The organism is Acidovorax sp. 35-64-16 (genome assembly GCF_002281195.1).
GTDB classification, from domain to species: Bacteria; Pseudomonadota; Gammaproteobacteria; order Burkholderiales; family Burkholderiaceae_C; genus Acidovorax; species Acidovorax defluvii.
Genome location: NZ_NCFM01000015.1, coordinates 47,405 through 74,105, shown reverse-complemented (window position 1 = coordinate 74,105; position 26,701 = coordinate 47,405). Strand labels below are relative to the sequence as shown.

Annotated in this window: 26 protein-coding genes and 1 pseudogene; 16 read left to right on the top strand and 11 right to left on the bottom strand. The window is 62.2% G+C overall.

Features of this window, described 5'->3' with window-relative positions:
• Positions 1–2 precede the first annotated feature (2 nt).
• From truB to B7Y64_RS11680, 4 genes are all read left to right on the top strand, one after another.
• Positions 3–995, top strand: coding sequence for a tRNA pseudouridine(55) synthase TruB (truB, locus tag B7Y64_RS11695; protein WP_291324542.1), 993 nt, complete (start codon positions 3–5; stop codon positions 993–995).
• Positions 992–2,812 carry a translational GTPase TypA gene (gene typA / locus B7Y64_RS11690; RefSeq protein WP_024814843.1) on the top strand — a complete coding sequence of 607 codons (1,821 nt, stop codon included), beginning with the start codon at positions 992–994 and terminating at the stop codon, positions 2,810–2,812. The genes truB and typA overlap by 4 nt, the downstream gene beginning before the upstream one ends.
• A 105-nt stretch (positions 2,813–2,917) precedes the next feature.
• On the top strand, positions 2,918–3,790 hold the full coding sequence (locus tag B7Y64_RS11685) for a DMT family transporter (protein ID WP_291324543.1): 873 nt from the start codon (positions 2,918–2,920) through the stop codon (positions 3,788–3,790).
• Positions 3,787–4,902 (top strand): enoyl-CoA hydratase/isomerase family protein, encoded by a 1,116-nt coding sequence (locus tag B7Y64_RS11680; RefSeq protein ID WP_291324544.1) that lies wholly within the window; start codon positions 3,787–3,789, stop codon positions 4,900–4,902. Before B7Y64_RS11685 ends, B7Y64_RS11680 begins: the two co-directional genes overlap by 4 nt.
• Positions 4,903–5,159: 257 nt before the next feature.
• Here the strand turns inward: B7Y64_RS11680 and smpB are convergent, their stop codons facing one another.
• Positions 5,160–5,633, bottom strand: coding sequence for an SsrA-binding protein SmpB (gene smpB, locus B7Y64_RS11675; RefSeq protein WP_024814846.1), 474 nt, complete (start codon positions 5,631–5,633; stop codon positions 5,160–5,162).
• A 132-nt stretch (positions 5,634–5,765) separates the two neighbouring features.
• Between smpB and B7Y64_RS11670 the strand changes: the two genes are divergently transcribed.
• Entirely contained in the window at positions 5,766–6,206 is a 441-nt protein-coding gene (locus tag B7Y64_RS11670) for a type II toxin-antitoxin system RatA family toxin (RefSeq protein ID WP_024814847.1), read from the top strand.
• A complete protein-coding gene (locus B7Y64_RS11665) occupies positions 6,199–6,546 on the top strand; it encodes an RnfH family protein (RefSeq protein WP_291324545.1) in 348 nt (115 codons plus the stop codon). Before B7Y64_RS11670 ends, B7Y64_RS11665 begins: the two co-directional genes overlap by 8 nt.
• A gap of 54 nt (positions 6,547–6,600) precedes the next feature.
• Here B7Y64_RS11665 and B7Y64_RS11660 read toward each other — a convergent pair whose 3' ends face one another.
• The gene (locus B7Y64_RS11660) at positions 6,601–7,134 is read right to left on the bottom strand and encodes a DUF4124 domain-containing protein (protein ID WP_291324546.1); all 534 of its coding nucleotides are present in this window, start codon (positions 7,132–7,134) and stop codon (positions 6,601–6,603) included.
• 108 nt (positions 7,135–7,242) lie between these two features.
• On the opposite strand from B7Y64_RS11660, the gene guaB reads away from it, so the two are divergent.
• The 3 genes from guaB (at position 7,243) to B7Y64_RS11645 (ending at position 11,261) form a co-directional block, all read left to right on the top strand.
• Positions 7,243–8,718: an IMP dehydrogenase gene (guaB, locus tag B7Y64_RS11655; RefSeq protein ID WP_024814850.1), complete on the top strand. Its 1,476-nt coding sequence runs from the start codon at positions 7,243–7,245 to the stop codon at positions 8,716–8,718.
• 70 nt (positions 8,719–8,788) lie between these two features.
• Positions 8,789–10,408, top strand: coding sequence for a glutamine-hydrolyzing GMP synthase (gene guaA, locus B7Y64_RS11650; RefSeq protein WP_291324547.1), 1,620 nt, complete (start codon positions 8,789–8,791; stop codon positions 10,406–10,408).
• Positions 10,409–10,706: 298 nt separating this feature from the next.
• Entirely contained in the window at positions 10,707–11,261 is a 555-nt protein-coding gene (locus tag B7Y64_RS11645; RefSeq protein ID WP_291324548.1) for a hypothetical protein, read from the top strand.
• 283 nt (positions 11,262–11,544) lie between these two features.
• Here B7Y64_RS11645 and B7Y64_RS11640 read toward each other — a convergent pair.
• Together B7Y64_RS11640 and B7Y64_RS11635 are read right to left on the bottom strand one after the other, a co-directional pair.
• Positions 11,545–12,047, bottom strand: a pseudogene (locus B7Y64_RS11640) (TerC family protein); the annotation flags it as partial.
• 184 nt (positions 12,048–12,231) lie between these two features.
• On the bottom strand, positions 12,232–12,642 hold the full coding sequence (locus B7Y64_RS11635) for a hypothetical protein (protein ID WP_291328946.1): 411 nt from the start codon (positions 12,640–12,642) through the stop codon (positions 12,232–12,234).
• 109 nt (positions 12,643–12,751) lie between these two features.
• Here B7Y64_RS11635 and B7Y64_RS11630 point away from each other — a divergent pair, with 109 nt between their 5' ends.
• A complete protein-coding gene (locus tag B7Y64_RS11630) occupies positions 12,752–13,645 on the top strand; it encodes a LysR family transcriptional regulator (protein ID WP_291324550.1) in 894 nt (297 codons plus the stop codon).
• 73 nt (positions 13,646–13,718) lie between these two features.
• Here the strand turns inward: B7Y64_RS11630 and B7Y64_RS11625 are convergent, their stop codons facing one another.
• The gene (locus B7Y64_RS11625) at positions 13,719–14,150 is read right to left on the bottom strand and encodes a TerB family tellurite resistance protein (protein ID WP_111864266.1); all 432 of its coding nucleotides are present in this window, start codon (positions 14,148–14,150) and stop codon (positions 13,719–13,721) included.
• Between the two features lie 482 nt (positions 14,151–14,632).
• Between B7Y64_RS11625 and B7Y64_RS11620 the strand changes: the two genes are divergently transcribed.
• Both B7Y64_RS11620 and B7Y64_RS11615 read left to right on the top strand, forming a co-directional pair.
• Positions 14,633–14,974 carry an HPF/RaiA family ribosome-associated protein gene (locus B7Y64_RS11620; protein WP_111864264.1) on the top strand — a complete coding sequence of 114 codons (342 nt, stop codon included), beginning with the start codon at positions 14,633–14,635 and terminating at the stop codon, positions 14,972–14,974.
• A gap of 425 nt (positions 14,975–15,399) precedes the next feature.
• The gene (locus B7Y64_RS11615) at positions 15,400–16,470 is read left to right on the top strand and encodes a DUF6352 family protein (RefSeq protein WP_291324551.1); all 1,071 of its coding nucleotides are present in this window, start codon (positions 15,400–15,402) and stop codon (positions 16,468–16,470) included.
• A 101-nt stretch (positions 16,471–16,571) separates the two neighbouring features.
• Here the strand turns inward: B7Y64_RS11615 and putA are convergent, their stop codons facing one another.
• A complete protein-coding gene (putA, locus tag B7Y64_RS11610) occupies positions 16,572–20,357 on the bottom strand; it encodes a trifunctional transcriptional regulator/proline dehydrogenase/L-glutamate gamma-semialdehyde dehydrogenase (protein WP_291328944.1) in 3,786 nt (1,261 codons plus the stop codon).
• Positions 20,358–20,483: 126 nt separating this feature from the next.
• On the opposite strand from putA, the gene B7Y64_RS11605 reads away from it, so the two are divergent.
• The 3 genes from B7Y64_RS11605 (at position 20,484) to rlmD (ending at position 22,855) form a co-directional block, all read left to right on the top strand.
• Entirely contained in the window at positions 20,484–20,957 is a 474-nt protein-coding gene (locus B7Y64_RS11605) for an Lrp/AsnC ligand binding domain-containing protein (protein WP_291328942.1), read from the top strand.
• A gap of 84 nt (positions 20,958–21,041) precedes the next feature.
• Complete coding sequence (locus tag B7Y64_RS11600) at positions 21,042–21,335, top strand: hypothetical protein (protein ID WP_291328940.1); 294 nt, start codon at positions 21,042–21,044, stop codon at positions 21,333–21,335.
• Positions 21,336–21,394: 59 nt separating this feature from the next.
• Positions 21,395–22,855: a 23S rRNA (uracil(1939)-C(5))-methyltransferase RlmD gene (gene rlmD, locus B7Y64_RS11595; protein ID WP_291328938.1), complete on the top strand. Its 1,461-nt coding sequence runs from the start codon at positions 21,395–21,397 to the stop codon at positions 22,853–22,855.
• Between the two features lie 185 nt (positions 22,856–23,040).
• On the opposite strand, the gene B7Y64_RS11590 is transcribed toward rlmD, so the two are convergent.
• Together B7Y64_RS11590 and B7Y64_RS11585 are read right to left on the bottom strand one after the other, a co-directional pair.
• Complete coding sequence (locus B7Y64_RS11590) at positions 23,041–23,391, bottom strand: hypothetical protein (protein WP_291324159.1); 351 nt, start codon at positions 23,389–23,391, stop codon at positions 23,041–23,043.
• Positions 23,392–23,504: 113 nt separating this feature from the next.
• Complete coding sequence (locus tag B7Y64_RS11585) at positions 23,505–24,200, bottom strand: Bax inhibitor-1/YccA family protein (RefSeq protein ID WP_291324160.1); 696 nt, start codon at positions 24,198–24,200, stop codon at positions 23,505–23,507.
• 212 nt (positions 24,201–24,412) lie between these two features.
• On the opposite strand from B7Y64_RS11585, the gene B7Y64_RS11580 reads away from it, so the two are divergent.
• Positions 24,413–24,820 (top strand): heme-binding protein, encoded by a 408-nt coding sequence (locus B7Y64_RS11580; RefSeq protein WP_111864494.1) that lies wholly within the window; start codon positions 24,413–24,415, stop codon positions 24,818–24,820.
• Positions 24,821–25,113: 293 nt separating this feature from the next.
• Here the strand turns inward: B7Y64_RS11580 and B7Y64_RS11575 are convergent, their stop codons facing one another.
• From B7Y64_RS11575 to B7Y64_RS11565, 3 genes are all read right to left on the bottom strand, one after another.
• Positions 25,114–25,347 (bottom strand): hemin uptake protein HemP, encoded by a 234-nt coding sequence (locus tag B7Y64_RS11575; protein ID WP_291324161.1) that lies wholly within the window; start codon positions 25,345–25,347, stop codon positions 25,114–25,116.
• A 207-nt stretch (positions 25,348–25,554) separates the two neighbouring features.
• Complete coding sequence (locus B7Y64_RS11570; protein WP_024814865.1) at positions 25,555–25,965, bottom strand: biopolymer transporter ExbD; 411 nt, start codon at positions 25,963–25,965, stop codon at positions 25,555–25,557.
• A gap of 3 nt (positions 25,966–25,968) precedes the next feature.
• A complete protein-coding gene (locus B7Y64_RS11565; RefSeq protein WP_291324162.1) occupies positions 25,969–26,685 on the bottom strand; it encodes a MotA/TolQ/ExbB proton channel family protein in 717 nt (238 codons plus the stop codon).
• Between the last annotated feature and the right edge of the window lie 16 nt (positions 26,686–26,701).

Sequence of the window (26,701 nt, the reverse complement as noted above, 5' to 3'; positions counted from 1 at the left end):
CCATGAACGCGCCACGCACCAGGGTGCAGCGGCGCCCTGTGCATGGGGTGTTGCTGCTCGACAAACCGCTCGGCCTTTCGAGCAATGACGCCTTGCAGAAGGCGAAGTGGCTTTTGCGCGCCGAAAAAGCGGGCCATACCGGCACGCTCGATCCGCTGGCCACTGGCGTGCTGCCCCTGTGTTTTGGGGCTGCCACGAAGTTCAGTCAGCTGCAGCTCGATGCTGCCAAAACCTATGAAGCCATTGCAGTCCTGGGCACGACCACAACCACCGGCGATGCCGAGGGTGATGTGGTGCAGCGCTGCGATGTGGACCCGGCCCAGCTCACCCCTGAGCGCTTGGCGGCCGTGCAATTGCAGTTCTCCGGCCCCATCCGCCAGGTGCCTCCCATGCACAGCGCGCTCAAGAAGGACGGCAAGGCGCTGTACGAGTACGCTCGCGCGGGGGTCACTGTAGAGCGTGATGCGCGGGATGTAGTCATTCATGCATTGAAACTGACTCTAGACCATACGGATAAAGCGCAGGTAGCTATAAAAATAATAGTTACTTGCAGCAAAGGCACCTACATCCGTACCCTGGGTGAGGACATCGGCGCTGCACTGGGCTGCGGGGCACACCTGACGTTCTTGCGCCGCATCGACACAGGTGGACTTGGTGTAGAGCGCTGCGTCACTCTGGCGCAGCTTGAAGCCATGCCCGAGGCCGAACGCCTTGCCAGCCTGCAAGCGCCCGAATCGTTGCTGGCGCAACACACGCGTGTCATGCTGGACAGCGACAATACCGCTCGATTCCTTTCGGGGTTGCGGCGCAGGGGGCACTGGCCCGATGCCGAGGCCGTGGCGGTTTTCAGCGAGGCACCTGTGGCCTTGCTGGGCGTTGGCCATATCAAGGACGGTGAACTGGTGCCCGACAGGCTGCTGAGTCCGCTGGAAATTCAACAAATTTTGGAAGGCACGCCGCACCTACAAGCCAGCGGCACATTGGAAAAACTATGACTAAACAAATCCGCAACATCGCCATCATTGCCCACGTTGACCATGGCAAAACCACCATGGTCGACCAGTTGCTGCGCCAGTCCGGCACTTTTGCCGACCACGAAAAGGTGGTTGACACCGTGATGGACAACAACGCGATTGAAAAAGAGCGTGGCATCACGATTCTGGCCAAGAACTGCGCCGTAAGCTGGGAAGGCACCCACATCAACATCGTGGACACCCCCGGCCACGCGGACTTCGGCGGTGAAGTGGAACGTGCGCTGTCCATGGTGGACGGTGTGGTGCTGCTGATCGATGCGCAGGAAGGCCCCATGCCCCAGACGCGTTTCGTGACCAAGAAGGCGCTGGCCCTCGGCCTCAAGCCCATCGTGGTGGTGAACAAGGTGGACAAGCCCGGCGCCAACCCCGACAAGGTGGTGAATGCCGCCTTTGACCTGTTCGACAAGCTGGGCGCCACCGATGAGCAGCTCGACTTCCCCGTGGTGTATGCCTCGGGTATCAACGGCTGGTCTTCGCTGGAAGAGGGCGCTCCGGGTGAGCAGTGGGGCCCCGACATGTCGGCCCTTTTCAACACGGTGCTCAAGCATGTGCCCGCACAGAAGGGTGATCCCGCTGCACCGCTGCAGCTGCAGATCTCCGCACTCGACTTCTCCACTTTTGTGGGCCGCATTGGCGTGGGTCGCATCAGCCAGGGCACCATCAAGCCCATGATGGACGTGCTGGTCATGGAGGGCCCCGATGGCAAGAGCATCAAGGGCCGTGTCAACCAGGTTCTGACATTCCAGGGGTTGGACCGTGTGCAGGCTACCGAAGCTGGCCCGGGCGAAATTGTGCTGATCAACGGCATTGCTGATGTCGGCATCGGCGTGACCATCACCGACCCGCTGAACCCCGCACCGCTGCCCATGCTCAAGGTGGACGAGCCCACTCTGACCATGAACTTCTGCGTGAACACCAGCCCGCTGGCGGGTCGCGAAGGCAAGTATGTGACCAGCCGCCAGATCTGGGACCGTCTGCAAAAGGAGCTGCAACACAACGTGGCCCTGCGCGTGAAGGAAACCGACGAAGAAGGCATTTTCGAAGTGATGGGCCGGGGCGAACTGCACCTGACCATCCTGCTGGAAAACATGCGCCGTGAAGGCTATGAACTGGCGGTTTCCAAGCCACGCGTGGTGTTCCGGGAAATCAATGGCGAGAAGTGTGAGCCTATCGAGCTGGTGACTGCTGACATCGAGGAAGCCCACCAGGGCGGCGTGATGCAGGCACTGGGTGAGCGCAAGGGCGAGCTGGTCAACATGGAGCCGGACGGTCGTGGCCGTGTGCGCCTGGAATACCGCATTCCAGCGCGGGGCCTGATCGGTTTCACCAACGAGTTCCTGAACCTGACCCGTGGCTCTGGTCTCATTGCCAACATTTTCGATAGCTACGAGCCGCACAAGGGTGAAATTGGCGGCCGCAAGAACGGCGTGCTGATCTCGATGGACGACGGTGAAATCTTTACCTACGCCCTGGGCAAGCTCGATGACCGTGGCCGCATGTTCGTGAAGGCGAACGACCCCGTGTATGAAGGCATGATTGTGGGCATCCACAGCCGTGACAACGACCTGGTGGTGAATGCCACGCGCACCAAGCAGCTGACCAACTTCCGCGTGTCCGGCAAGGAAGATGCGATCAAGATCACGCCGCCCATCGATGCCACGCTGGAATACGCCGTGGAGTTCATTGAGGACGACGAGCTGGTCGAGATCACGCCCAAGTCCATCCGCATCCGTAAGCGCCACCTCAAGGAAAGCGATCGCAAGCGCGCTGGTCGCTGATCCCGGCTCCAGGGGCTTTTGAACCGCTCCTGGCTGCGTCCATCAGGGCCACTGCAGTGCAGTGGCCCTTTTGCCGTCTGAAGCGATTTTTGTCGACTCCCTCCCATGAAACTCACGCATTCCCGCGCCGTCGCATTGATGCTGGTCGTTACGTTGCTGTGGTCCATTGCCGGGGTGGTGACGCGCCATCTTGAGCATGCGCGCAGCTTTGAAGTGACCTTCTGGCGCAGCTTTTTCACCGTCGCTTCGCTGCTGGTGATACTGCCTGTCTTTCAGGGCCTTGGCGTGTTTTCGGCCATGCGCCGCGGTGGTAGCGCCCTCTGGCTCTCTGGCTTGTGCTGGAGCGTGATGTTTACCACCTTCATGCTGGCCATGATGCTCATGCCGGTGGCCAATGTGCTGGTCACCATGGCGGCTGGTCCATTGCTTACGGCCCTCTTTGCGCGCATCTTCATCGGACACCGGGTTGCCCCGCGTACATGGATTGCCATTGGAATTGCCGGCGCGGGCATGGCGTGGATGTATGGCTCCCAGATGGCTGGCTTGCCGCTGGCGGGCACGCTGGTGGCCCTGTGCATTCCGGTGGCCGCTGCCGCAAACTGGACCGTGGTGCAATCCTCGCAGCAGCACGGCCATGCGGTGGATCTGGTGCCGGCTGTCCTGGTGGGTGCCGTGCTATCAGCGCTGGCCACCTTGCCATTGGCGTTGCCGCTGCAGGCGACGGGCCACGATATCCTGCTGCTGGCGTTGCTGGGACTATTTCAGCTGGCCATTCCGTGCGTTCTGGCGGTACGCTGCGGGCGAGTGCTCAAGGCCCCAGAAATGGCTTTGCTGGGTCTGCTGGAGGTTATCTTTGGCATTTTGCTGGCATGGGGTGGCGCGGGCGAGCGCCCGGGCCCGGCCGTGTTGACTGGTGGCCTGCTGGTGATTGGTGCGTTGGTACTTAACGAATTTTTAGGTTGGAAGGAACAAAAATGACGGAGATGAAAGTGCAAGTGTCGGGCGAGGTGCCGAGCGAAGTGCTCAGCGAGGTGCGAGGTCAGGTGGGTTTCATTACCTTGAATCGCCCCAGGGCGCTCAATGCGCTGTCTCTGGGCATGGTGCGGGACCTCATGGGCATCCTGCTCGCCTGGAAAGACGATGCACGGGTGCTGGCCGTGGCGATTCGTGGCAGCAACAAGGAAGGTCCGTTCGGGGCCTTTTGCGCGGGCGGTGACATCCGCTTTCTGCACCAGGCAGGCAGCCAGGGCAATCCGCTGCTCGAAGACTTCTTCACCGAGGAATACGCGCTCAATCACCTGATCCACAACTACGGCAAGCCCTACATCGCGTTCATGGACGGCATCGTCATGGGTGGCGGCATGGGCATCAGCCAGGGCGCGGCCCTGCGGGTGGTGACCGAGCGCACCAAGATGGCTATGCCCGAGACGGCGATCGGCCTGTTCCCTGACGTGGGTGGTGGCTACTTTCTGAGCCGCTGCCCTGGCCGTGTCGGTGAGTGGCTGGCTTTGACGGGCGACACCATCGGTGCTGGCGATGCGGTAGCGTTTGGTCTGGCCGATGGCTGCCTGCCCGTGGAGCAGCAGGCCATGGTGTGGGAGAACCTGGGATCGGGGCACTTTGCCGATGGCGCAGCGGTGAAGGACTATGTTGCTTCTAAATTAATAGCTGTTAGCGCAAGTGCATCAAGCGCTAGAGGCACTATTGATCAATATTTCTCGTTGACCTCCGTGCGCGAGATCGTGGGCCAGCTCGAAGCGGCCGATACCGACTGGGCCCGTGCCACGGCTGCCACGCTGCGCAAGCGCTCGCCGCTGATGCTGCATGTGGTGCTGGAGCAGGTGCGCCGCGCCCGCAGCATGGGCCTGGCCGACGATTTGCGCATGGAGCGCGACATGGTGCGTCACTGCTTTTTTTTGCGCGCCGGCCAGAGCGAGACGGTGGAAGGCATCCGTGCCCTCGCCGTGGACAAGGACCATGCGCCAAAGTGGAACCCCGCGCGCATTGAAGACGTGACACCCGAGATGGTGGCACCGTTCTTCGTCAGCCCCTGGCCGGCGCACGCGCACCCGCTGGCCCATTTGTGTTGATCAAAGGCCCCACCAGCGCTTCCAGCACGTCAGCGCGCAATGCAGGGTCGAAGACGATGGTTACCCTCTGTGCCCTTCAAGGGCAGTGCGACATCTGAAAAGAGTGCTTCCCCTGCCGGTGGCGCTTGACCAGGGCGCTGTTCACACACCCAAGCCGCCGTGCAGGTGCCGCCCCGCTGCACGGGTGGCGTCCCTCTTCCCGCAAAGCGCAGCTTTGCAATAGAAGTGGAGCGGCGCGCAGCTCCACATGGGGATGCTCACCGGTTGCGGCTTTTCATCGCCCGCTCGACCTCGCGCTTGCCTTCACGGTCCTTGATGGTGTCGCGTTTGTCATGCTCGGCCTTGCCCTTGGCTAGCGCTATCTCGCATTTCACATAGCCGTTCTTCCAGTGCAGGTTCAGCGGCACCAGGGTGTAGCCTTTTTGCTCCACCTTGACGATCAGGTGTTTGATGTCGTCCTTTTTGAGCAGCAGTTTCTTGGTCCGCGCTGCCTCGGGGTTGACGTGGGTGGACGCGGTTTTGAGGGGGTTGATCAGGCAACCGAGCAGATACAGTTCACCCTCGCGGATGAGCACATACCCATCGGTCAGCTGGACTTTGCCCTCGCGCAGCGCTTTGACTTCCCAGCCATACAGCACCATGCCGGCCTCGTGGCGCTCTTCGAAGAAGTAGTTGAAGGCCGCCTTCTTGTTGTCGGCAATGCGGGACGTGGGATCGGGTTTTTTGGCCATGAGATGTAGATGCGGCGCAAACCGGGAGATAAAAGGCCTCCCTACAATGGTTGGGTCTCGCAAGAGTGATTCTAATTTCCTCTGGGTGCCCTGGCCGATTCAATGTGCCAGTCGTGCCAAAGCTGCGTCTGCATGAAAACCGTCCACAAATCCGTCCTCATCTGGTACACCCCCGAAGAAATGTTTGCCCTCGTGACGGGGGTTGAGCAATATCCCGAGTTTCTGCCCTGGTGCGACCGTTCGGCCGTGCTGGAGCGCAACGATGCCGGCATGACCGCCGAGGTGGGCATCTCGATTGCGGGATTGCGGCAGACGTTCGTCACCCGCAACATCCATGAGGCGGGTCGGCGGGTGCAGATGCACCTGGTCAAGGGGCCGTTTTCACAGCTGGAGGGGGATTGGCATTTTCACCCCGTTGCAGATGGCAGCCAGCGCGCCTGCAAGGTCGAACTGTTGCTGAACTACGGGTTTGACAGCGCGGCGCTGGCGGCCTTAGTTGGCCCTGTTTTTGACCGCATTGCCGCCAGCATGGTGGACGCGTTTGTCAAGCGCGCGGAGCAGGTCTATGGGTGACGGCGGGCAGCTGCTTCACATCACAGTGGTGATCTGTGTGGGGCCGGGCAGCACTGCAGAGTACACGTTGCAACTGCCTGAAGGGGCCACGGTGGCCGATGCCTTGACGGCCTGCGACGCTGGGTTGCAGCCGCCTGAAGATGGAAAGGGTGCCGCTGTAGGCCTATGGGGGCGCCAGGTGGCTATGAATAGCAGCCTTGCGCAGGGAGACCGGGTTGAGGTGTATCGGGCCCTGAAAGTCGACCCCAAGGTGGCCCGCCGCGAACGCTTTGCGCGCCAAGGCGCTCGCACCACCGGCCTGTTTGCCCGGCAGCGCCCCGGCGGTAAATCAGGCTACTGAAGGGCGCTCCAGCCGGATGGCGGAGGGGGCGACGCAAGCGCCGTTACCCCAAAATTACCGTGCGCAATCTGTTGCAATGATGCCGTCGATGCGCTTGGATTCTGCCGCGCGGGTGGCATCGTCCAGAAACACCCGCTCGCCCTTGGCATTGGAGTGCGTTATGAGTCGGCCAGATTCAAAAGTGGCCTTGGCCTGGCGCGCGCGGGTGCAGTTGTCTGCCTTGGCTTTGGCAATCTTTTCGTCTTCGGCTTTTTTCTTGGCAGCCTCTGCGGCCTCTGCCTGCGCTTTTTTCTCTTCGAGTTCTTTGTCCTTGCCGCTGCCAGCGGTGCTGGCTGGCAGTTTGGGGGTGGGTGGTGCAGCTGCGGCGGCGGGCTCTGAGGAGTCAGCCGGCTGAACTGGTTTCGCAGCAGCGCTCGCTCCCAGGTTGCCGCCGGGCTGTTTCAGGATGCTCTTTTCCGGAATATCCAGCGGTGGCGCGCGATCGCTGAACACCTTGCGGCCATCCTTGTCGATCCATTGCCATTGGGCTGATGCGCCCAGCGACCACGTGCAGGCCAAGGCCAGCAGCAAAAACTTGTGCATTTTCATGGCGACAAGTTTAGCCGTGCGTCTGGGGAGCCGCCAGTGCACTTGCTTTGGATGGCTGCGTTTTTGCCACAGCCCGCGCGGGTACAATCCGTTTTTTGGAGCTTTCTCATGCGCCTTCTTGGAAAAGCGCTCACCTTCGACGATGTGTTGCTGGTGCCAGCGTACTCCCAGGTCCTGCCCAAGGACACGTCCCTCGCGACGAAACTCTCCCGCAACATCCAGTTGAATCTGCCGCTGGTGTCCGCTGCCATGGACACCGTCACAGAGGCACGGCTGGCCATCGCCATCGCCCAGGAGGGCGGCATCGGCATCGTGCACAAAAACCTCACACCGCAAGAACAGGCTGCTCATGTGGCCAAGGTCAAGCGCTACGAATCTGGCGTGGTGCGCGACCCGGTCGTCATCACCCCTGAGCACACCGTGCTCCAGGTGCTGGAGTTGTCGGAGCAATTGGGTATTTCGGGTTTCCCGGTGTGCGATGGGGGCAAAGTGGTGGGTATCGTCACCAGCCGCGATCTGCGCTTTGAAACACGCTACGACGTCAAGGTCCACCAGATCATGACGCCGCGCGAGAAGCTCATCACCGTCAACGAGAAGGACGGCACCACGCCGGCCGAAGCCAAGGCACTGCTGAACAAGCACAAACTTGAGCGCATCATGGTGGTCAACGATGCCTTTGAACTCAAGGGCCTGATCACAGTCAAGGACATCACCAAGCAGACCAGCTTTCCCAACGCCGCGCGTGATGCCTCGGGCCGCCTGCGCGTGGGCGCTGCGGTGGGCGTGGGCGAGGGCACCGAAGAGCGCGTGGAAGCGCTGGTCAAGGCCGGTGTCGATGCCATCGTGGTGGACACGGCCCACGGCCATAGCAAGGGCGTGATCGAGCGCGTGCGCTGGGTCAAGCAGAACTACCCGCAAGTCGACGTGATTGGCGGCAATATCGCCACCGGCGCAGCCGCGCTGGCGCTGGTCGAGGCTGGTGCCGACGCTGTCAAGGTGGGCATTGGCCCCGGTTCGATATGCACCACCCGCATCGTGGCGGGCGTGGGCGTGCCGCAGATCATGGCCATCGACAACGTGGCCACGGCACTGCGAGGCACGGGCGTGCCGCTGATCGCCGACGGCGGCGTTCGTTTCAGCGGTGACATCGCCAAGGCCTTGGCCGCAGGTGCCAGCACCATCATGATGGGCGGCATGTTCGCAGGCACCGAAGAAGCGCCCGGCGAAGTGATCTTGTTCCAGGGCCGCAGCTATAAAAGCTATCGCGGCATGGGCAGCATCGGCGCCATGCAGCAAGGCAGCGCCGACCGCTATTTCCAGGAATCGAGCACCGGCAACCCCAATGCCGACAAGCTGGTGCCCGAGGGCATTGAAGGCCGCGTGCCCTACAAGGGTTCGATGGTTTCCATCGTGTTCCAGATGGCGGGCGGCGTGCGCGCCGCCATGGGCTACTGCGGTTGCGCCACGATCGAGGACATGAACAACAAGGCCGAGTTCGTCGAGATCACCACCGCCGGTATTCGCGAAAGCCACGTGCACGACGTGCAGATCACCAAAGAAGCGCCGAACTACCGCGCTGACTGACGCCACAGCCCTCCAGGCCCGAACCCACGCAACGGTGTTCGGGCCTTTGTCTTTTTTCCTGTCGCCCACCATGCAACACCAGAAAATCCTCATTCTCGACTTCGGTTCGCAAGTCACCCAGCTCATCGCCCGCCGCGTGCGCGAAGCCAACGTGTACTGCGAGGTGCACCCCTGCGACGTGACCGACGAGTGGGTGCGTGACTACGCCAAGGACGGATCCCTCAAGGGCATCATCCTGTCGGGCAGCCACGCCAGCGTGACCGAAGACACGACCGACCGCGCCCCCCAGGCCGTGTTCGATCTGGGCCTGCCGGTGCTCGGCATCTGCTACGGCATGCAGACCATGGCGCAGCAGCTCGGTGGCAAGGTCGAAACCGGCCACAAGCGCGAGTTCGGCTTTGCCGCGGTGCGCGCACGCGGCCACACCGCGCTGCTGAAAGACATTGCCGACTTCACCACCCCCGAAGGCCACGGCATGCTCAACGTCTGGATGAGCCACGGCGACAAGGTCACCGAGCTGCCCCCAGGCTTCAAGCTCATGGCCAGCACTGACAGCTGCCCCATCGCCGGCATGGCCGACGAGGCACGGCGCTTCTACGCCGTGCAATTCCACCCTGAAGTCACGCACACCGTGCAAGGCAAGGCACTGCTAGAGCGCTTTGTACTCGGCATTTGCGGCACCTCGCCTGACTGGGTGATGCGCGACCACATTGCCGAGGCGGTGGAGCAGATCCGCCAGCAGGTGGGCGACGAAGAAGTGATTCTGGGTCTGTCCGGCGGCGTGGATTCGTCCGTGGCTGCCGCGCTGATCCACCGCGCCATCGGCGACCAGCTCACCTGCGTGTTTGTGGACCACGGCCTGCTGCGCCTGAACGAAGGCGACATGGTCATGGACATGTTCGTCGGCAAACTGCACGCCAAGGTCATTCGCGTGGACGCTAGCGACCTTTTCCTGGGCAAGCTGGCTGGCGTCAGCGACCCTGAGCAAAAGCGCAAGATCATCGGCGGCCTGTTTGTCGATGTGTTCAAGGCCGAGGCTGCGAAGCTCAAGGCGGCAGGCAATGGCGCAAAGGGAGCGACCTTCCTGGCCCAAGGCACCATCTACCCCGACGTCATCGAATCTGGCGGTGCCAAGAGCAAGAAGGCCGTCACCATCAAGAGCCACCACAACGTCGGCGGCCTGCCCGAGCAGCTGGGTCTGAAATTGTTGGAGCCCCTGCGCGACCTGTTTAAGGACGAAGTGCGCGAACTCGGCGTGGCCCTGGGCCTGCCGCCGGAGATGGTCTACCGCCACCCGTTCCCAGGCCCCGGCCTGGGCGTGCGCATCCTGGGCGAGGTGAAGAAGGAATACGCCGACCTGCTGCGCCGCGCCGACGCGATCTTCATCGAAGAACTGCGCAACTTTGTGGACGAAGCCACCGGCAAGACCTGGTACGACCTCACCAGCCAGGCGTTCACAGTGTTTCTGCCCGTCAAGAGCGTGGGCGTGATGGGCGATGGCCGCACGTACGACTACGTGGTGGCCCTGCGCGCCGTGCAGACCAGCGACTTCATGACTGCCGACTGGGCTGAGCTGCCCTACGCGCTGCTCAAGAAGGTGTCGGGCCGCATTATCAATGAAGTGCGCGGCATCAACCGCGTGACCTACGACGTGAGCAGCAAGCCGCCAGCGACGATTGAGTGGGAGTGAGGGAATTTTTGTAAGTTATTGATTTATAAAGGTAAAACAATAACTGGCGCCGTATTTGATACCATCATTGATGGTGTTTTTGATGGTATTAGGTTGGTTCATCGTTCAATGTATCAGCCGATACCATCATTCGTTAGCAACGGCGTCAACCCAGTATTTCTAGATCGGTGTTGTCTGACAAGGGTTTACATGGGATTTGATGGTATTGAAATCAGCGACTTGGCTGGCTTCTAGATACCATCATTTTTCTCACGTCCCCCTACAACAAGCGCTTCGTGCGCCCTTATGAAACAACACCATGAAATCGACGCCTGTCTTCAGCGCAGCTGAGTGGATTGCAAGCAATACCTACGGAGGGACTCGCATCAGTGCTGAGGCCGAAGCGGCGGTATCGAGCTTCACCACGATGTGGAACCTCTTTGAAAGTGCGCTGTGTGAGAACCGGGCGTCTGTTGCCGCATTTGAGAGAGTGGTGAACAGGTGTCAGCCAGACACTATTCCTGGGGACGTTGCGCAATCGCTAAAAGACTGCATCACCTTTTGGCGTTTTCGCTATCGCACGCCACACGGATTCGGCGATCGGTTTTTAAGCCTGAATTTTCGGAATGGTGACCGACGTGACTTTGTGGAGTCTGTCCTTTCCGCAGATCTCGCACCGCCAGAGGACGAGATGCTTGCGTTGATGATCATCGTCTACCGGCTACGAAACAATCTCTTCCACGGTCTTAAGTCATTTGAGATGTTGAATGAGCAAGTCAAAAATCTTGATAACGCCAGTCGATGCATCGCAGCGGTCTTGACGGTGATCCCTTCTGAAATCGTTCATCTACAGCGACGAGGAGAGGTTGCGTAGTTGCGTGCCTGTCGCGGCATTTCATACGCTGAGACTAGCGGATGGCGGCACGGTGCATCGAGATAGTGCGATGCGCACTACGCCAAGCTTGTCATGATGCTGGTATTTTTGATGGTATCGGAATCTATGAAGATAAATACTCCTATTGAAATCAATAGCTTACGTGGGCTATTGTTTAGTGAGTGGGAATGAAAACTCTAACGTAAGTTGTTGATTTATATAAACTTTTAACTTGCGAAAAAGTGGCGCACGCCCAACTAAGTCGTTGATTTGGTTGGGCGTTGGCATTGCCGCGCAATCCCTTGGTCACGCGCAGGTGCCGTTTGAGTAACTTGAGGATCGGGTTGTTCCCAATGTCCGGCACATGGTCCGCAATCACCCACATCTTGATGCCGGTAAAGACCAAGAAAATGCCCAATATGTAACGTACCCAGCTGAATTGGCTCACCAGTGTGGCGCACAGAGCGATCACGCCCAGAACGCCCCAGAAAAGCACACGGTGCTGGTTGTGTCTGGGAATGGCAAAGAACGTGAAAATTCAGCGCGATGACGAACACGTTGTCCATCGACAGCGACTTTTCGATCAGGAACCTGGTGAAGTAAGCCATACCGCTTTGTGCGCCCAGATACCACAACACCCAGGCACCGAAGAGCAGCGCCGCAGTGATTTTTCCCCGTCGACAGAAGAAGGTTCTTTCGCACGCTGATCTCGTGGTCGTCCTTGTGCAACACGCCTAGATCGAACGTCAGCAAGGCGATGACGATGCCGATAAACACCAGCCACATTCAGGCCGGTGTGCCAACGAGGTCTGTGAGCAGGAACGCAACGAATGCGTCCATGGTGGTGAATCTATCGTGCCGGAACGGGAAAAAAATGCGACTGCGCACGCGTGAAGCGTGTCGCTGCACAACGGGCCTGGGGCGACTGGGCCACGGTCGCGGTGCAGTGCGCTCGGGGCTCATGCGGGCTTCATCGCAAGAAGGCGGCGCGGGATGTGCCGGCGCTGACCCCGCGGCGCTTGAGTAGAGAGATCAGGGCATGGGCTCCGATCGCCATGGCGACGAGGGTCATGGCGCCCAGGCCCCAGATGGCCCATCCCACTACCCTGACGGCTCCGGACAGGGCGGGGACTGTTTCGATTGCTGCCGCGATCATTGGTTCTGCGGGGGCGATCAAGGCCTCGAACTCTCGCGCAAGTTCGGGCGGTATCCAACCACGGAGCCATTCGGGTATGAATATCGTGCCTATGGCGTGGGTGCCACCGGTCAGAACGCCTGCGCTTGAGACTGCCCATGCAGCTACTGTATACATGCCCCAGCATGCCAAAGACCACAGGGCCATAAGCGTGAACGAGAGAAACCAGCTGATTGCATAAAACATCGAATGTCGTCCTTTCAAAATCGCAAGTGCCAAGTATGGTCAAGGCCAATCGCGATAGACACCAGTTCCAGTCGAACCTACCATTCGGTTTTACCGAACTGGGGGCTGCATGTTGAACTACCGCCATCTCTACTATTTCTGGATGGTTGCGAAGGAGGGTGGCTTTGCCCGTGCCGCAGACCGCCTGGAGATGGCCGTGCAGACCATCAGCGCGCAGGTGCGGGATCTCGAAAAGTCCCTGGGTCACCAACTGCTCAAGCCATCGGGCCGCGGTGTGGCGCTCACCGAGGCGGGCCAGGCGGCATATGGACGGGCCGAAGAAATATTCCAGCTGGGTCAGTGCATTGTCGATGAGGTGCGTGAGGCAGCCAGTGCCCAGGTCGCACGACTGTCTGTGGGTTTGTCTGACGGCATCTCCAAGCTGGCGGCGCATGCGCTGCTGGAGCCGGTGCTTGCCACGCCGCATCTTCGCCTGGTGTGCCACGAGGGGGAGTTTGATGAACTGCTGTCCGAGTTGGCATTGCACCAGCTGGATGTGGTGCTGGCCGGGCAGGCTGCGCCCCGCAATCCAAACCAGCGGCTCTCCAGTGAACGTATAGCCCGCTCCGCGCTGCAGTGGTATGGACCGGCTTCGCTGGTCAAAAAGTCTGTGCGCGACCGTTTTCCGCAGTCGCTGCAGGATTTGCCGGTGCTGTTGCCCACAGCCCATTCGCCGCTGCGATCCACGCTGGATACTTGGTTTCAGGAAATCGGCGTGAGGCCCCGGGTAGTAGGTGAGTTTGAAGACAGCGCGCTGCTGGCGGTGTTTTCGGCCCGCGGGCTCGGGGCGTTCCCGGTCAGCCAATTGGGCGCCCAGGACGTAGGGCTGGTGCGAGGGCTACGCCTTTTGGGTGACTGCCCCGACATCAGCGAGGAAGTGCATGCCATTTGGTCGCGCCGCGGCCAGCATCACCCGCTGGTACGCCAAATACTGGCCGCTTCGCACAGGGCGGATGCTGTGTAGTGTGCGCACGGGCCCTGCATGGTCACTGTCTGAGGTCGCGTGGCGATCACGGCGTCGGCTGGCTTGCCGCCGTTCACATCGTGAGCGCCCGTTCTGTGGCGTTCTGTGTGGTTGGCGCTTTGCCCAAACGCCACTGCGCTAGTGCTGCTTCCATGATCCATGCCTCTGCCGCCGCTACGTGGTGGTCTGCAGCAACAGCCGTACTGGCAAAGTGCAGCACCATGTCCTGCAGTTCAGGATTGGACACATCGTTCAACAGCGCTGAGAGCGTTTCCGCGTTGACGCTGCCAGTGAGGACGCGGCGCTCGTGCGTGCCCATCAGCAGGTCTTCGCACAAAGTGCGCAGTACCCTTGCGAAGGCCCCGGGGTCAAGGCCGAGTTCGCGCTCGATGTCCAGTCCGTAAAGGGCATCCATCTCCGAGCGGCTGACGTGTCCATCCGATATCAACAGCAGGGCAATGACCCGGGCTGCTGCTTCGGGGCTGTTTTTGGGGTAGCTATGCATGGTTATTCCTTAGGGGCGTGTTGGTGGTTGCAATGACGGGTCCTGCCCCGGGGGGCTGCAGGGGCGTGAGACGCCAGCGTGGCGGCATCGGCCCTGCTAGCGGCGACGGCCCCCCGGGCGTTCGCGGCGTACTGAGTCGATTCGAATGGGAATCAGCGCCGGAGCACGCGATGCCCTTCGCCATTGCGACCATTGCCAGAGCAGCCGCAGGGCGGTGGTGCGCAATAGGGTGAGTAGTGAGTGGGCACGGTTTGACGGCTTCACGAAGCGCCTCCTGGTGGTTGATACAGCCTCGAATGTGCAACCAGACCGGCAGTGCAAGAAGCAGGTTTTCTATGACGCTTGCATCGGATAAACCGAAATATTTTGGGTGGTAAAGCGTTTCATGCAGCAGGCTTTGCAGAGATGGTTTTCAGGAAAAAGCTGCTGTTCCCGTCTGAGGATGCTGGCTATCGTGCACGCTCCAACCAAGGAGAACGCTGATGCAGATACTTTTCAAGTCCCGCCATCCTGAAGCAGCCGTGATGCGCGAGGTCGTCGAGCGCCGGGTGCGTTTTGTGCTTCGGCGCCTGAGTGCGCTGGTGCCCCGTGTCGATGTAAAGCTGGTAGACGTGAACGGTCCCCGTGGAGGGATTGATAAGCGCTGCCAGATCGAGCTGCGTACGGATGGCGCTGGCCCGGTGGTCGTCTCGTCAGTGGCAAAGGATTGGCGCACGGCCCTCGATGGGGCTCTGGCACGCGCTGTTCGGCTTGTTCTGCGGGTGTGGCGCCGTGCAACGGTTGCGCGCAGGCCGCGCCAGCACGGGTTCGAACTTGAGTCATAAAGATTCGACGTATGCCTGCGCGGACTCAAACACCGTCCGTCGTGCAGGGCAAGAGTCGTTTCACTTTCGACTGCTGGCATCACGCAGTGTGGGCCAGGTGCTGGTTTGCGCTCCGAGGGCGCGCGCGAAAGCGCTGCATTGCCAAAGGGCTTAGCGCAAACGTGAGCTGCGCCCGCGCCGCGTGTGTCCCGCACTCTGGCATGCCCGCTGACGATTTTCGCTTTTTGCCGTCGGCAGAGAGTGCCTTGCAACGCTTCCTTCCAGGGTGCATGTGCAGTCGGTTTGCTTGCGCATCGGCACAATGTCGTTCTTGTCCGTATTTGCGATCAATGATCTGACCCGAGGATGTGCCATCCCGGGATTGCGCTCCACCTGATGAACACTTTTTTTACCTGCGTACTGGCACCAGCTGGAGGTTTAGCAGCATGACCTCGCCCTCGGATTTCTGGCCCCACTGTGGTTTTCTCATGCTCGCGCGCGACGCGCGCGGCTGGCTGGTGCCTACTGAAGCCTACTTTCAGTGGGTATTGGCAAGGCCCGAACTTGCTTTGGTGCCCGAATCGTGCGCCGCCGAGATGGCCCTGCACCAGTCTCTGGCCACATCGCCATTGCGGCCCGTGGCGTTGCAGGAGCTGGCGGCGCTGGAGGATGACGACGCGCGCGAAAACTACGCCGTGTTCCTGCGATTTCGCGATGGGCTCCTGGCTGCGGGCACATTGGAGGCTTATTACCTGCAGCTCATGCGCAGCGGGGCGGTCAACGTGCCAGCAGTGTTCATCGACGCCGTGGTGCAGGCGCTGCTGCGCAACTTGCTCGATGAATGCAACGACGCCTTCGAAGCCCGGGCGGCCGAGATGCTGTTCCGCCCTCAGCGCATCACCCTCCACGAGAGTCAGATGCTCGCGGGCGATCGCGCCACGCTGGACATGCTCAATGAGACGGCGGGCCTGGGCGACATCGGGCGCCTTTTGCTGGAAAGCGGTGCGTTGCAGCAGCACATCGATATGCAGGTGCTCGGTGTGGACAACGCCCTGCAGTATTGGCAAGGCAGCGAGCGACATCACTTTTTGCTGGACCTGACCCACGAGCTGAAGCAGGACCTGAGCCATGGCCTGACCTTCAAGATGACCAGCGCCCGCTCGGGCCTCAAGGCACTGGCGCGCGTGCTGGAGCGCTGGGTGGCGCACCTGCTGGGCGTGCAGGTGCAGATCGAACCCGTGCACCAGATCACCGACAGCGCGTGGCGTTGGCATGTGGGGCTGGATGTGGAATCCACCGCCATCCTCAACGACCTGTACCAGGACCGGCCGGTGGATGCCGAGCGCATGGCGCGGCTGGTGAGCCTGTTCACGCTGACCTTTGCCAACCCGGCCGAGATGCGGGCCGATGTGGCGGGCAAGCTGGTGTACCTGGGGCTTGCGACTAACGCAGAGGGTGTAGTGCGCATCAAGCCGCAGAACCTGCTGCTCAATCTGCCGCTGGCCTCTCAGTCTTGAAAATGCTATTAAATAAATAGCTTATAGCGCTTTATCCATAAGCGCTAGAGGCCAATTTGATTCAAATTTTGCCAGTTCGATGGTAGTGCGACGCCGGGCGCTCAGCCAATCGTCATCAGGCTCGCATTGCCCCCGGCCGCCGCCGTGTTCACGCTGAGCGCCCGCTCGATCATCAGGCGCTCCAGCGGAATGTCGGTGGCGCCGGGCTGCAGCGCGGTCACGCCCACAATGGGCCCCGCGCGGCGGGTGAGAGCGGTGCACACGGCCTGCAGCGATGGGGTGTCGCCATGGTGCAGCACGGCGTCCAGCGCCAGAGTGCCGTCGTTCAGCGCGTTGTCCTGCAGCAGAACCTGCGCTTGCACCAGCGTGGGCAACTTCGCGCGCTGGCTCGCCTGCGTGTTGGGCCACAGGGCGGTGCCACCGCTGGCGAGCACGGCAGCCGTTTGCACCAGCAGGTCGTCCACGCTTTGCGCCAGGCACAGCACGCGGGCACGTGGGGCCAGGGTGTAGACATTGCGCTCGCCCGTGGGGCCGTGCAGGGTGCGGGCGGTTCCGCTTTGGGTTTGCCGGGCAAAGCGCTGGCAGGTGCTGGCCAAGGCTGCATTGCCTTGCAGCTGGGCCCACTGCTGCAAGGTGGCCAGCGGCGCTAGCAGGCGTTCGCGCACAGCATCCTCGGGCGGTGTGGCACGGTCGGCGTCCGCAAACGTGCGGGCCAGCGCATCGGCGGGGCGCTGTGACAGCAGGCGCAGCAGGTACAGCGGCCCACCCGCCTTGGGGCCCGTGCCTGACAGGCCTTCGCCACCAAACGGCTGCACGCCCACCACGGCGCCCACCATGTTGCGGTTCACGTACACGTTGCCCGCGTGCGCGCGGTTCACCACGCGGGCAATGGTTTCGTCGATGCGGGTGTGTACGCCCTGTGTCAGGCCGTAGCCGGTGGCGTTGATCTGGTCGAGCAACTGGTTCAGGTCGTTGCGGGCGTAGCGCACCAGGTGCAGCACGGGGCCGAAGACCTCGCGCTGCAGCTCACCGATGTGGTTCAGCTCGATCAGTGTGGGCGGTACGAAGGTGCCCTGGGCGTCCGCAGCAGTCCGTTGCGCGGGGTGCTGGAACACGCGGTGGCCCTTGGCCTTGAAGGTCTCGACGTGTTTGCTGATACCAGCTTGTGCTTCGGCATCGATGACCGGCCCCACGTCTACGCGCAGTGCGCCGGGGTTGCCTACGCGCAGTTCGCCCATGGCGCCTTGCAGCATCTCGACCACGCGGTCGGCGGCTTCTTCCTGCACACACAGCACGCGCAGGGCGGAGCAGCGCTGGCCGGCGCTGTCAAAGGCCGACGACACGGCGTCGCCCACCACCTGTTCGATCAGGGCGGACGAGTCCACGATCATCGCGTTCTGCCCACCGGTTTCTGCAATCAGCGTAATGGGGCGGCCAGCGGTATCGAGCCGCCCGGCCACGGTGCGCTGCAGGATGCGCGCGACCTCGGTGGAGCCAGTGAACATCACGCCCATCACGCGGGCGTCGCCAATCAGGCGGGCGCCCACGGTTTCGCCCTGGCCGGGCAGCAGTTGCACGGCGGCCCGTGGCACGCCCGCACGCCACAGCAGGCGCACGGCCTCGGCGGCGATCAGCGGGGTTTGCTCTGCGGGCTTGGCCAGAACGGGGTTGCCTGCGGCCAGCGCGGCCGCCACCTGGCCCATGAAAATGGCGAGCGGGAAGTTCCAGGGGCTGATGCAGGCCACAGGGCCCAGCGGGATGTGGGTGGCGTTGTCGAAGGTGCTTTGCACCTGGGCGGCGTAGTAGCGCAGAAAGTCCACGGCCTCGCGCACTTCGGCCACGGCGTTGCTGGCGCTCTTGCCTGCTTCGCGCATCAGCAGGCCCAGCAGGGGCTGCATGCGCGCTTCCAGCAGGTCGGCGGTGCGCAGCAGGGCTGCGGCGCGTTCGGCGGGGGGCGTGCCGGCCCAGTGGGCTGCGGCGGCCTGTGCGTGGGCCAGGGCCTGGTCCACATCGGCGATGGTGGCCTCTTGCACCTGGCCCACCACATCGCTGTGGTCGGCGGGGTTGCGCACAGGCTGGGTGGGGCCTGCAGGGGCGTCAGCGGCCAGCAGGGGCATTGCCGTCCGGGAGTGGGAGGCGGTGGTTTGCAGCGTGGCGGCCAGTTCGGTCAGCGTGTTTTCGTTCGACAGGTCCAGCCCGCGCGAGTTGGTGCGTTGCGCGCCATACAGGCCCTGGGGCGTGGCAATGCGGGGGTGGGGCAGGCCAGCGGTGCCTTCGGTGGCGGCTTGCTGGTCTACCACCTGCACGGGGCTCTTCACCAGCTCGTCCAGCGCAATGGTTTCGTCGGCGATGCGGTTCACGAACGAGGTGTTGGCGCCGTTTTCGAGCAGACGGCGCACCAGGTAGGCCAACAGGGTTTCGTGCGTGCCCACGGGGGCGTAGATGCGGCACGGGCGGCCCAGGCCGCCCTTTCCTGCCTCTCGGCCGAGTTTGCCTGCAGTGATGGCGCCCACCACCTGCTCATACAGTGGCTCGCCCATGCCGTGCAGGCACTGGAACTCGTACTGCCCGGCGTAGTAGTTGCTGCCCGCCAGGTGGTAGATGGTGGCCAGCGTTTCGGCGTTGTGCGTGGCGAACTGGGGGTACACGGCCTCGGGCGCGGCCAGCAGCTTGCGTGCGCAGGCGATGTATGAAATGTCGGTGTGCATCTTGCGGGTGTACACGGGGTAGTCTTCCAGCCCATCGACCTGGGCGCGCTTGATTTCGCTGTCCCAGTACGCGCCTTTGACCAGGCGCACCATCAGGCGTCGCTTGGTGCGGCGGGCCAAGTCCACCATGTAATCGATGACAAAGGGGCAGCGCTTTTGGTAGGCCTGGATGACAAAGCCAATGCCGTTCCAGCCCGCCAGCGTGGGCTCGTGGCACAGGCGCTCTAGCAGGTCCAGCGACAGCTCCAGCCGGTCGGCTTCTTCGGCGTCGATGTTCAGGCCAATGTCGTATTGCTTGGCCAGCACAGTCAGGCGCAACACCAGGGGGTACAGCTCTTTCATCACGCGGTCGAACTGTGCGCGGCTGTAGCGCGGGTGCAGGGCCGACAGCTTGATCGAGATGCCCGGCCCTTCGTAGATGCCGCGCCCGGCAGACGCCTTGCCGATCGCGTGGATGGCCTGTTCGTAGGACTGGTAGTAGCGCTGCGCACCCGCACTGGTCAGCGCGGCCTCGCCCAGCATGTCGTACGAATAGCGAAAGCCCTCGGCTTCCATGGTGCGGGCGTTGCGCAGGGCTTCGTCGATGGTCTCGCCGGTCACAAACTGCTCGCCCATCATGCGCATCGCCATGTCCACGCCCTTGCGGATCAGCGGCTCGCCGCCTTTGCCGATCAGGCGGCTGAGCGAGTTGCCCAGGCTGCCCTCGCTGTGCGTGGCCACCAGCTTGCCGGTGATGAGCAGGCCCCAGGTGGCGGCGTTGACGAAGAGCGACGGGCTCTTGCCCAGGTGGGCATCCCACTGGCCGTGGCTGATCTTGTCGCGGATCAGCGCGTCGCGCGTGGCCTTGTCGGGGATGCGCAGCAGCGCCTCGGCCAGGCACATCAGCGCCACGCCTTCTTGCGACGACAACGAAAACTCCTGCAGCAGGCCCTGCACGATGCCCGCACGCCCGACGCTGGCCTTGCGTTCGCGCAGCGCCTTGGCCATGCGCAGGGCCAGTTGCTGGGCCGATGCGGCCTGATCCTGCGGCAGACGGGCCTGGGCCAGCAGCGGGGCCAGGGCTTCGGGCTCTGGGCGGCGGGTGGCGGCGGTGATGGCAGCACGCAGCGGGTTGGACAGTGGCGTGCGCGGCGCGAAATCTGCGAACGGCGCGGAGGGCAGGGCGGCGGGCTGCGTCATGGCGGTTTCTTTCGGTGGTGTTGTCGGGCAAATGTGGGTCTGACGCGTTACTGGCGATGATCCTTGGACTTGCGATGAATAAATGGTCGAAAATATGAATGCACACCGGATAAATCGCTAATCAATATGCAAACAGAACCCGATCTGGACCGGATTGACAGAAAGATCCTGTCAATCCTGCAGGAAGACGGCCGCATTGCCAACCTCAAGCTGGCCGAGGCCGTGGCCCTGTCGCCCACGGCGGTGCTGGCGCGCGTGCAGCGCCTCACGCGCGATGGTTTCATCCTGGGCTACGAAGCACGGCTCAATCCCATCAAACTTGGTGCGGGCATGCTGGTCTTTGTGGAGGTGTTGCTCGACCGCACCACGCTCAACGTGTTCGACCAGTTCAAGGCTGCGGTGCAGGTGCACCCCGAAATCATGGAATGCCACCTGGTCGCAGGCGGGTTTGACTACCTTCTCAAGACCCGCGCTGCCGACATGAACGCCTACCGCGTGTTTGCGGGCAACGTGCTGTGGCAGCTGCCCGGCGTGCGCGAAACGCGCACCTATGCGGTGATGGAAGAGGTCAAGCACAGCAGCCATCTGCATCTGCGGTGATGGTGGGCCGCCAGGCGGGCGTTGGCTGGGGGCTGCCATCGCCGCATAATGGCTTGTAATTTCAACCAGATCGAGGAGAAGACCATGTCCGCATTTCCGTACGCTGCCGTTGCACTGGTGGCCGCATTCGCCAGCCAGTCGGCCGCAGCGGCTTGCTATCTGGTGTATGCCCCCAATCAGGAGATCGTCTACCGGGCGGTCACGCCGCCGGTGGACATGTCGCGTGAAATCCATGAAACCCTGCCCCAGGTGGCTCCGGGCGCGACGCTGGTTTTCTCGCTGGACGACCAGGGCTGCGAGCTCACCATCAACAAGCTGCCGCTGGCCTCTGCGTCGGGGCAGCGCGGCATGCGCCCTGCGCGTGCAGACCGGGGTTGAACGCGGCCGCTTCTCCACGGCCGGGGCAAGCGCAGTCCCGGGCCTGAGACAATGGGGGGATGAGCGAACCGAAAGAACTATCCCCCTCGTTTGAACCTTCCACACAGGATGCATCCGACCTGCCCGACGGCTGGTTGCAGGTGCAGTCTCTCGACCTGGATGCCCAGGGCGTTGCCCGCAAGCCCGATGGCAAGGTTATCTTCATCGATGGTGCCCTGCCGTTCGAGCTGGTCACCGCGAACACCCACCGCAAAAAGAACAACTGGGAGCAGGCCAGCCTGACGGCGATCCACCGCGAATCGTCGCAACGTGTGCGCCCCGGCTGCCCGCATTTCGGCCTGCACGCCGGTGCCTGCGGCGGCTGCAAGATGCAGCACCTGCATGTGAGCGCCCAGGTGGCCGTCAAGCAGCGCGTGCTGGAAGACAACCTGTGGCATCTGGGCAAGGTCAAGGCCGAAACCATGCTGCGCCCCATCGAAGGCCCGGCCTGGGGTTACCGTTACCGTGCCCGGCTGTCGGTGCGCAACGTGATCAAGAAGGGCCAGGTGCTGATTGGTTTTCATGAGCGCAAAAGCCGCTACGTGGCCGACATGCAGCAGTGCCCCGTGCTGCCGCCCCATGTGGACGCCATGCTCATGCCCCTCAGGGCACTGATTGCCGGCATGGATGCCCGCGACACCTGCCCACAGATCGAACTGGCCTGCGGCGACACCGTCACCGCGCTGGTGCTGCGCCACCTGGAGCCGCTGAGCGCCGGTGACATCGCCAAGCTGCGTGCCTTTGCGGCGGAACACCCTGTGCAATGGTGGCTGCAGCCCAAAGGCCCGGACACCGTGAAGCTGCTCGACGAAGGCGGCGAGCAGCTGTCGTATGCGCTGCCGGATTTCGGCATCACCATGCCTTTCAAGCCCACTGACTTTACGCAGGTGAACCCGCACATCAACCGCGTGCTGGTATCGCGCGCGCTGCGCCTGCTGGATGTGCAGCCGCAGGAGCGCGTGATCGACTGGTTCTGCGGCCTGGGCAACTTCACCTTGCCGCTGGCCACCCAGGCGCGTGAGGTGCTGGGCATTGAGGGCAGTGAGGCTCTGGTGGCCCGGTCACGCGAAAATTATGTGCTCAATCAGGCTTTAGCGCACGACCATAAAGCGCTTGCAGCTACGAATTTTGTAGCGCGCAACCTGTTCGAGATGACCCCCGAGATGCTGGTGGCCGACGGATCTGCAGACAAGTGGTTGGTCGATCCGCCGCGCGAGGGGGCTTTTGCCCTGGCCAAGGCACTGGCCGACATCGAGCAAGCGCGCCTCGGCGCCGAGGGGGCTGGCCCGCTGCCCGCCGGGGCCGAGGGCTGGACGCCGCCCAAGCGCATCGTTTATGTCAGCTGCAACCCGGCCACCCTGGCACGCGATGCCGGGCTGCTGGTGCACCTGGCGGGCTACCAATGCACGGCGGCAGGCATGGTCAACATGTTTCCGCACACGGCCCACGTGGAAAGCATGGCGGTATTTGATCGGGTGTAACTGGGGCACTGCCCCTGGCATGCAAGCGGCTTTGCGGCTTTGCCCCGCTTGACGGTCGCTGTGCACTGCGAAATGGCGCCCACGCTGCGGGGCTTCCTTGCCCGACATCCCGCATGCGGTTGGGTCGCGCCGGCCCATGCGGCGCGGGCATCCCAGGGCGGGGTGCAACAGCAGATCTGAATGGGCTAGCTGCGGTTGTCGCGCGTTTCGGTTTCGATGTCGCCGCCCTTACGCTCGGGCTTATCGATTTTGCCCAGTACCGAAGGAGTGCCTTCGATCTTGTTCTCGCGCATGTAGCCGTCCATATCTTTCCAGCCGGCAAACACCGAGGCTTTGGCCGCCTTGGGGTTGAGCGTGTAACAGTCTTCCAGCCCTCGCAGCGCATGGCGGCAGGCGCCACCAATGGCTTTGGCTTCAGCATCGCGCTGGGCGACGCGGGGGTCGGGGCCCAAGCCGGGAATCTCACAACCTGCCAGCAGCAAAACTGCTGAAACAGCAAGCAGGCGCAGCGCGGTGGAAGGCAGGATTGGATACATGTACTTGCATTATCGGCACCTCCGCCGCTCAATTGAGGCTTGACCTTGGTAAAGAGCCCAGAAAAAAGGCTCCCGAAGGAGCCTTTTTGACAGTGGTCAAGATCAACGGGCTGTCAGTCGCGTTCGCCACCGGCGATGCCCAGCAGGGCCAGCAGGCTCTGGAACACGTTGAAAATGTCCAGGTACAGGGCCAAGGTGGCGCTGATGTAGTTGGTTTCGCCGCCATCCAGGATCTGCTTGAGGTCATACAGCATGTAGGCGCTGAAGATGCCGATGGCCGCCACAGAAATCGCCATCATGCCGGCCGACGATCCCACGAAGACGTTGATCACGGCGCCTACCATCAGCACCAGCGCGCCCACCATGAGCCACTTGCCCATGCCCGAGAGGTCGCGCTTGATCACGCTGGCCAGGCTGGCCATCACGAAGAACACGCCTGCGGTGCCGGCAAAGGCCGTCATGATGAGGTCGGTGCCGTTCTTGAAGCCCAGCACCACGCCGATCAGGCGTGACAGCATCAGGCCCATGAAAAAGGTGAAGGCCAACAGCACGGGCACACCCGCTGCCGAGTTCTTGGTCTTTTCGATGGCGTACATGAAGCCAAAGGCGCCGCCCATGAAGACGATCAGACCCAAACCGCCGCTCAGCGACTGCGTGATGCCGGTGGCCACGCCAATCCAGGCGCCCAGCACGGTGGGCAGCATGCTCAGGGCAAGCAGCCAGTAAGTGTTGCGCAGCACCTTGTGGCGCTGCTCCTGCGAGATGCCATAGCCCGCAGAGTGGCCCAGGGTGGTGACTTGGTCATTCATCTTGTGTCTCTCCTAGAAGCCTGCACGACGCAGACCGTTGGATTCTATGTGGCGATGTTCTGACGAAAAACAATAACCGCACCCCTTCAAACACTTTAGGTCACTATTCTTTCGCCTCAGGCAGCGGTTTACACGCTGTCGGCTGCCGCTATGCTTGCCTTTTTCGTCCGGGGGCCTGGTAATGCAGCCCCCCTCAACCCTGCATGGCAACCATGAAAACCAAACACGAACTCGAACTGGCCGACGTCAAAAAGATCGCGGCGGCCGCTGAAGCCGAAGCACTGAAGAATCAGTGGGCTGTGACCATTGCCATCGTGGACGATGGTGGCCACCTGCTGTGGCTGCAGCGCCTGGATGGCGCGGCGGCAGTGTCGTCGCACATCGCACCCGCCAAGGCCCACACGGCCGCACTGGGCCGGCGCGAGAGCAAGGTGTACGAAGACATCGTTAACGGCGGACGCACGGCGTTCCTGAGCGCGCCTGCCATCGATGGCCTGCTCGAAGGCGGCGTGCCGATCATGAAAGATGGTCAATGCCTGGGCGCCGTGGGCGTGAGCGGAGTGAAATCGTCCGAAGATGCACAGATCGCGCGGGCGGGCATTGCCGCGCTGGGCCTCTGATTCGAGGTTGTTTGCTATTTACTTGGTAGCTGTACGCGCTTGCAGATAAAGGGCTGAAGCCCTGAAACACCATGAAATAATATAAAACCGGTCTGCAGGCCGGTTTTTTTATGGGGGCCAGCGATGTGGATGCGTGGTGCAAAAAAGGCCTGGCTACGCGGGGGCAAACCCGTTGGCTGGCAAAAAAGACCCTTTCGGGCTTGAGACAAGCCCGGGAGTCTCCCCACGATGAAACTCTGAAACGACGCCAGCGGCTGCGTAGCGCGGGCGACCGCGCTGGCTGGCGCCCCGGTTTATTTGGTCAGGATCAGCTTGCCCAGCTTGGTGGCCTGCAGGCGGTACACCGCTCCATTGTGGTGAATGGCCACGGCTTTTTGTCCCTGCAAGAGCGTGCTGCTGTCTACCGCCGCCGTAGCGCAAACAGCCTCTGCGGTGTGTGGGCCGGATGTTGCAGGTGCAGGTGCGGATGCCACCTGGCCAGAAGCGGCAAAGCACAGGGGAGAAGCGTTGGTCAAAGTGGCTTGCATGTGGAGTTCAAGTGCATTGCGATTCGTTGTGCTAATGATAACGATTCGCAATTACGAGTCAAGTGATTTTTGCTGATGATCGATGAAAATGGGGTGGAGCGTGCGCTGCAGGGCAGCGATGCGGAAGGTGGGGCAATCTGGTGCCCCGGTCTTCAAACGCTCAAACAATCCGTGGGGCCTCCTTGCCGCTGCCCCGTGGCACCTGGGTTACTGCTGCGGCTCGGTCACAAAGCCGATCTTGCGCACGCCCGCACGCTGCGCCGCCGCCATGGCCTGGGCCACGCGCTCGTAGCGCACTTCCTTGTCGCCCCGGATGTGCAGGTCAGGCTGGGGCGTTTTGGCCCCTTCGGTCTGCAGGAGGGAGAAGAGTTCTTCGTCGGCGACCGGTGCGCCATTCCAGAAATACTGGCCGTCGGCGGCCACCGACAGGCGCACGGTTTCGGGCTTGATGATCTCGGGCTGGTTGGTGGCGCGGGGCAGGTCCACGTTCACCGAATGCTTCATCACCGGCACGGTGATGATGAAGATGATGAGCAGCACCAGCATGACGTCCACCAGCGGTGTCATGTTGATTTCGTTCATCACCTCATCGGCATCGTCTTGGGTTCCGAAGGCCATGGCTCAGCCGCCTTTCTTCATGGGCAGCACCTTGCCGGGTTCGCCTGCATTCACGCGGGCGCCAGTGACAAAGTAGGCGTGCAGGTCGTGGGCAAAGCTGTTGAGGCCGTTCAGGATGGACTTGTTGCCGCGCACCAGCGCGTTGTAGCCCAGCACCGCAGGAATGGCCACCGCCAGGCCCAGGGCCGTCATGATCAGTGCCTCGCCGATGGGCCCGGCCACCTTGTCGATGGTGGACTGGCCCGAGGTGCCAATCGCCAGCAGGGCGTGGTAGATGCCCCACACCGTACCAAAAAGGCCGATGAACGGCGCGGTGGAGCCCACTGACGCCAGGATGGCCAGGCCTGACTGGATGCGCGCCGTGAACTCGTCAATGCAGTTGCGCAGGCAGCGGGTAACCCAGTCGCTCACGTCGAGGGTGTCGTGCAGATGCACCTTGGTATTGCGGTGGTGGGCCGTGGCCTCGCGGCCTTCCAGGGCCAGGTGGCGAAACGGGTTGGTGGGGTCGTTGCCCAGTTTGGTGAGGGCGGCTGCAAAGTCTTCGCTGTGCCAGAAATCCTGCGCCGCGCGGGCGTGCTTTTTGAGCTTGATGATGTCCAGGGCCTTGATGAGGATGACGATCCACGAGGCCAGTGACATGGCCAGCAGCAGGATGGCGACAGCGCGGGTGACAAAGTCACCTTGTATCCAGACATTGGCGATGCCAAATTGCGATTCCATGAAAACTCCCTAAACA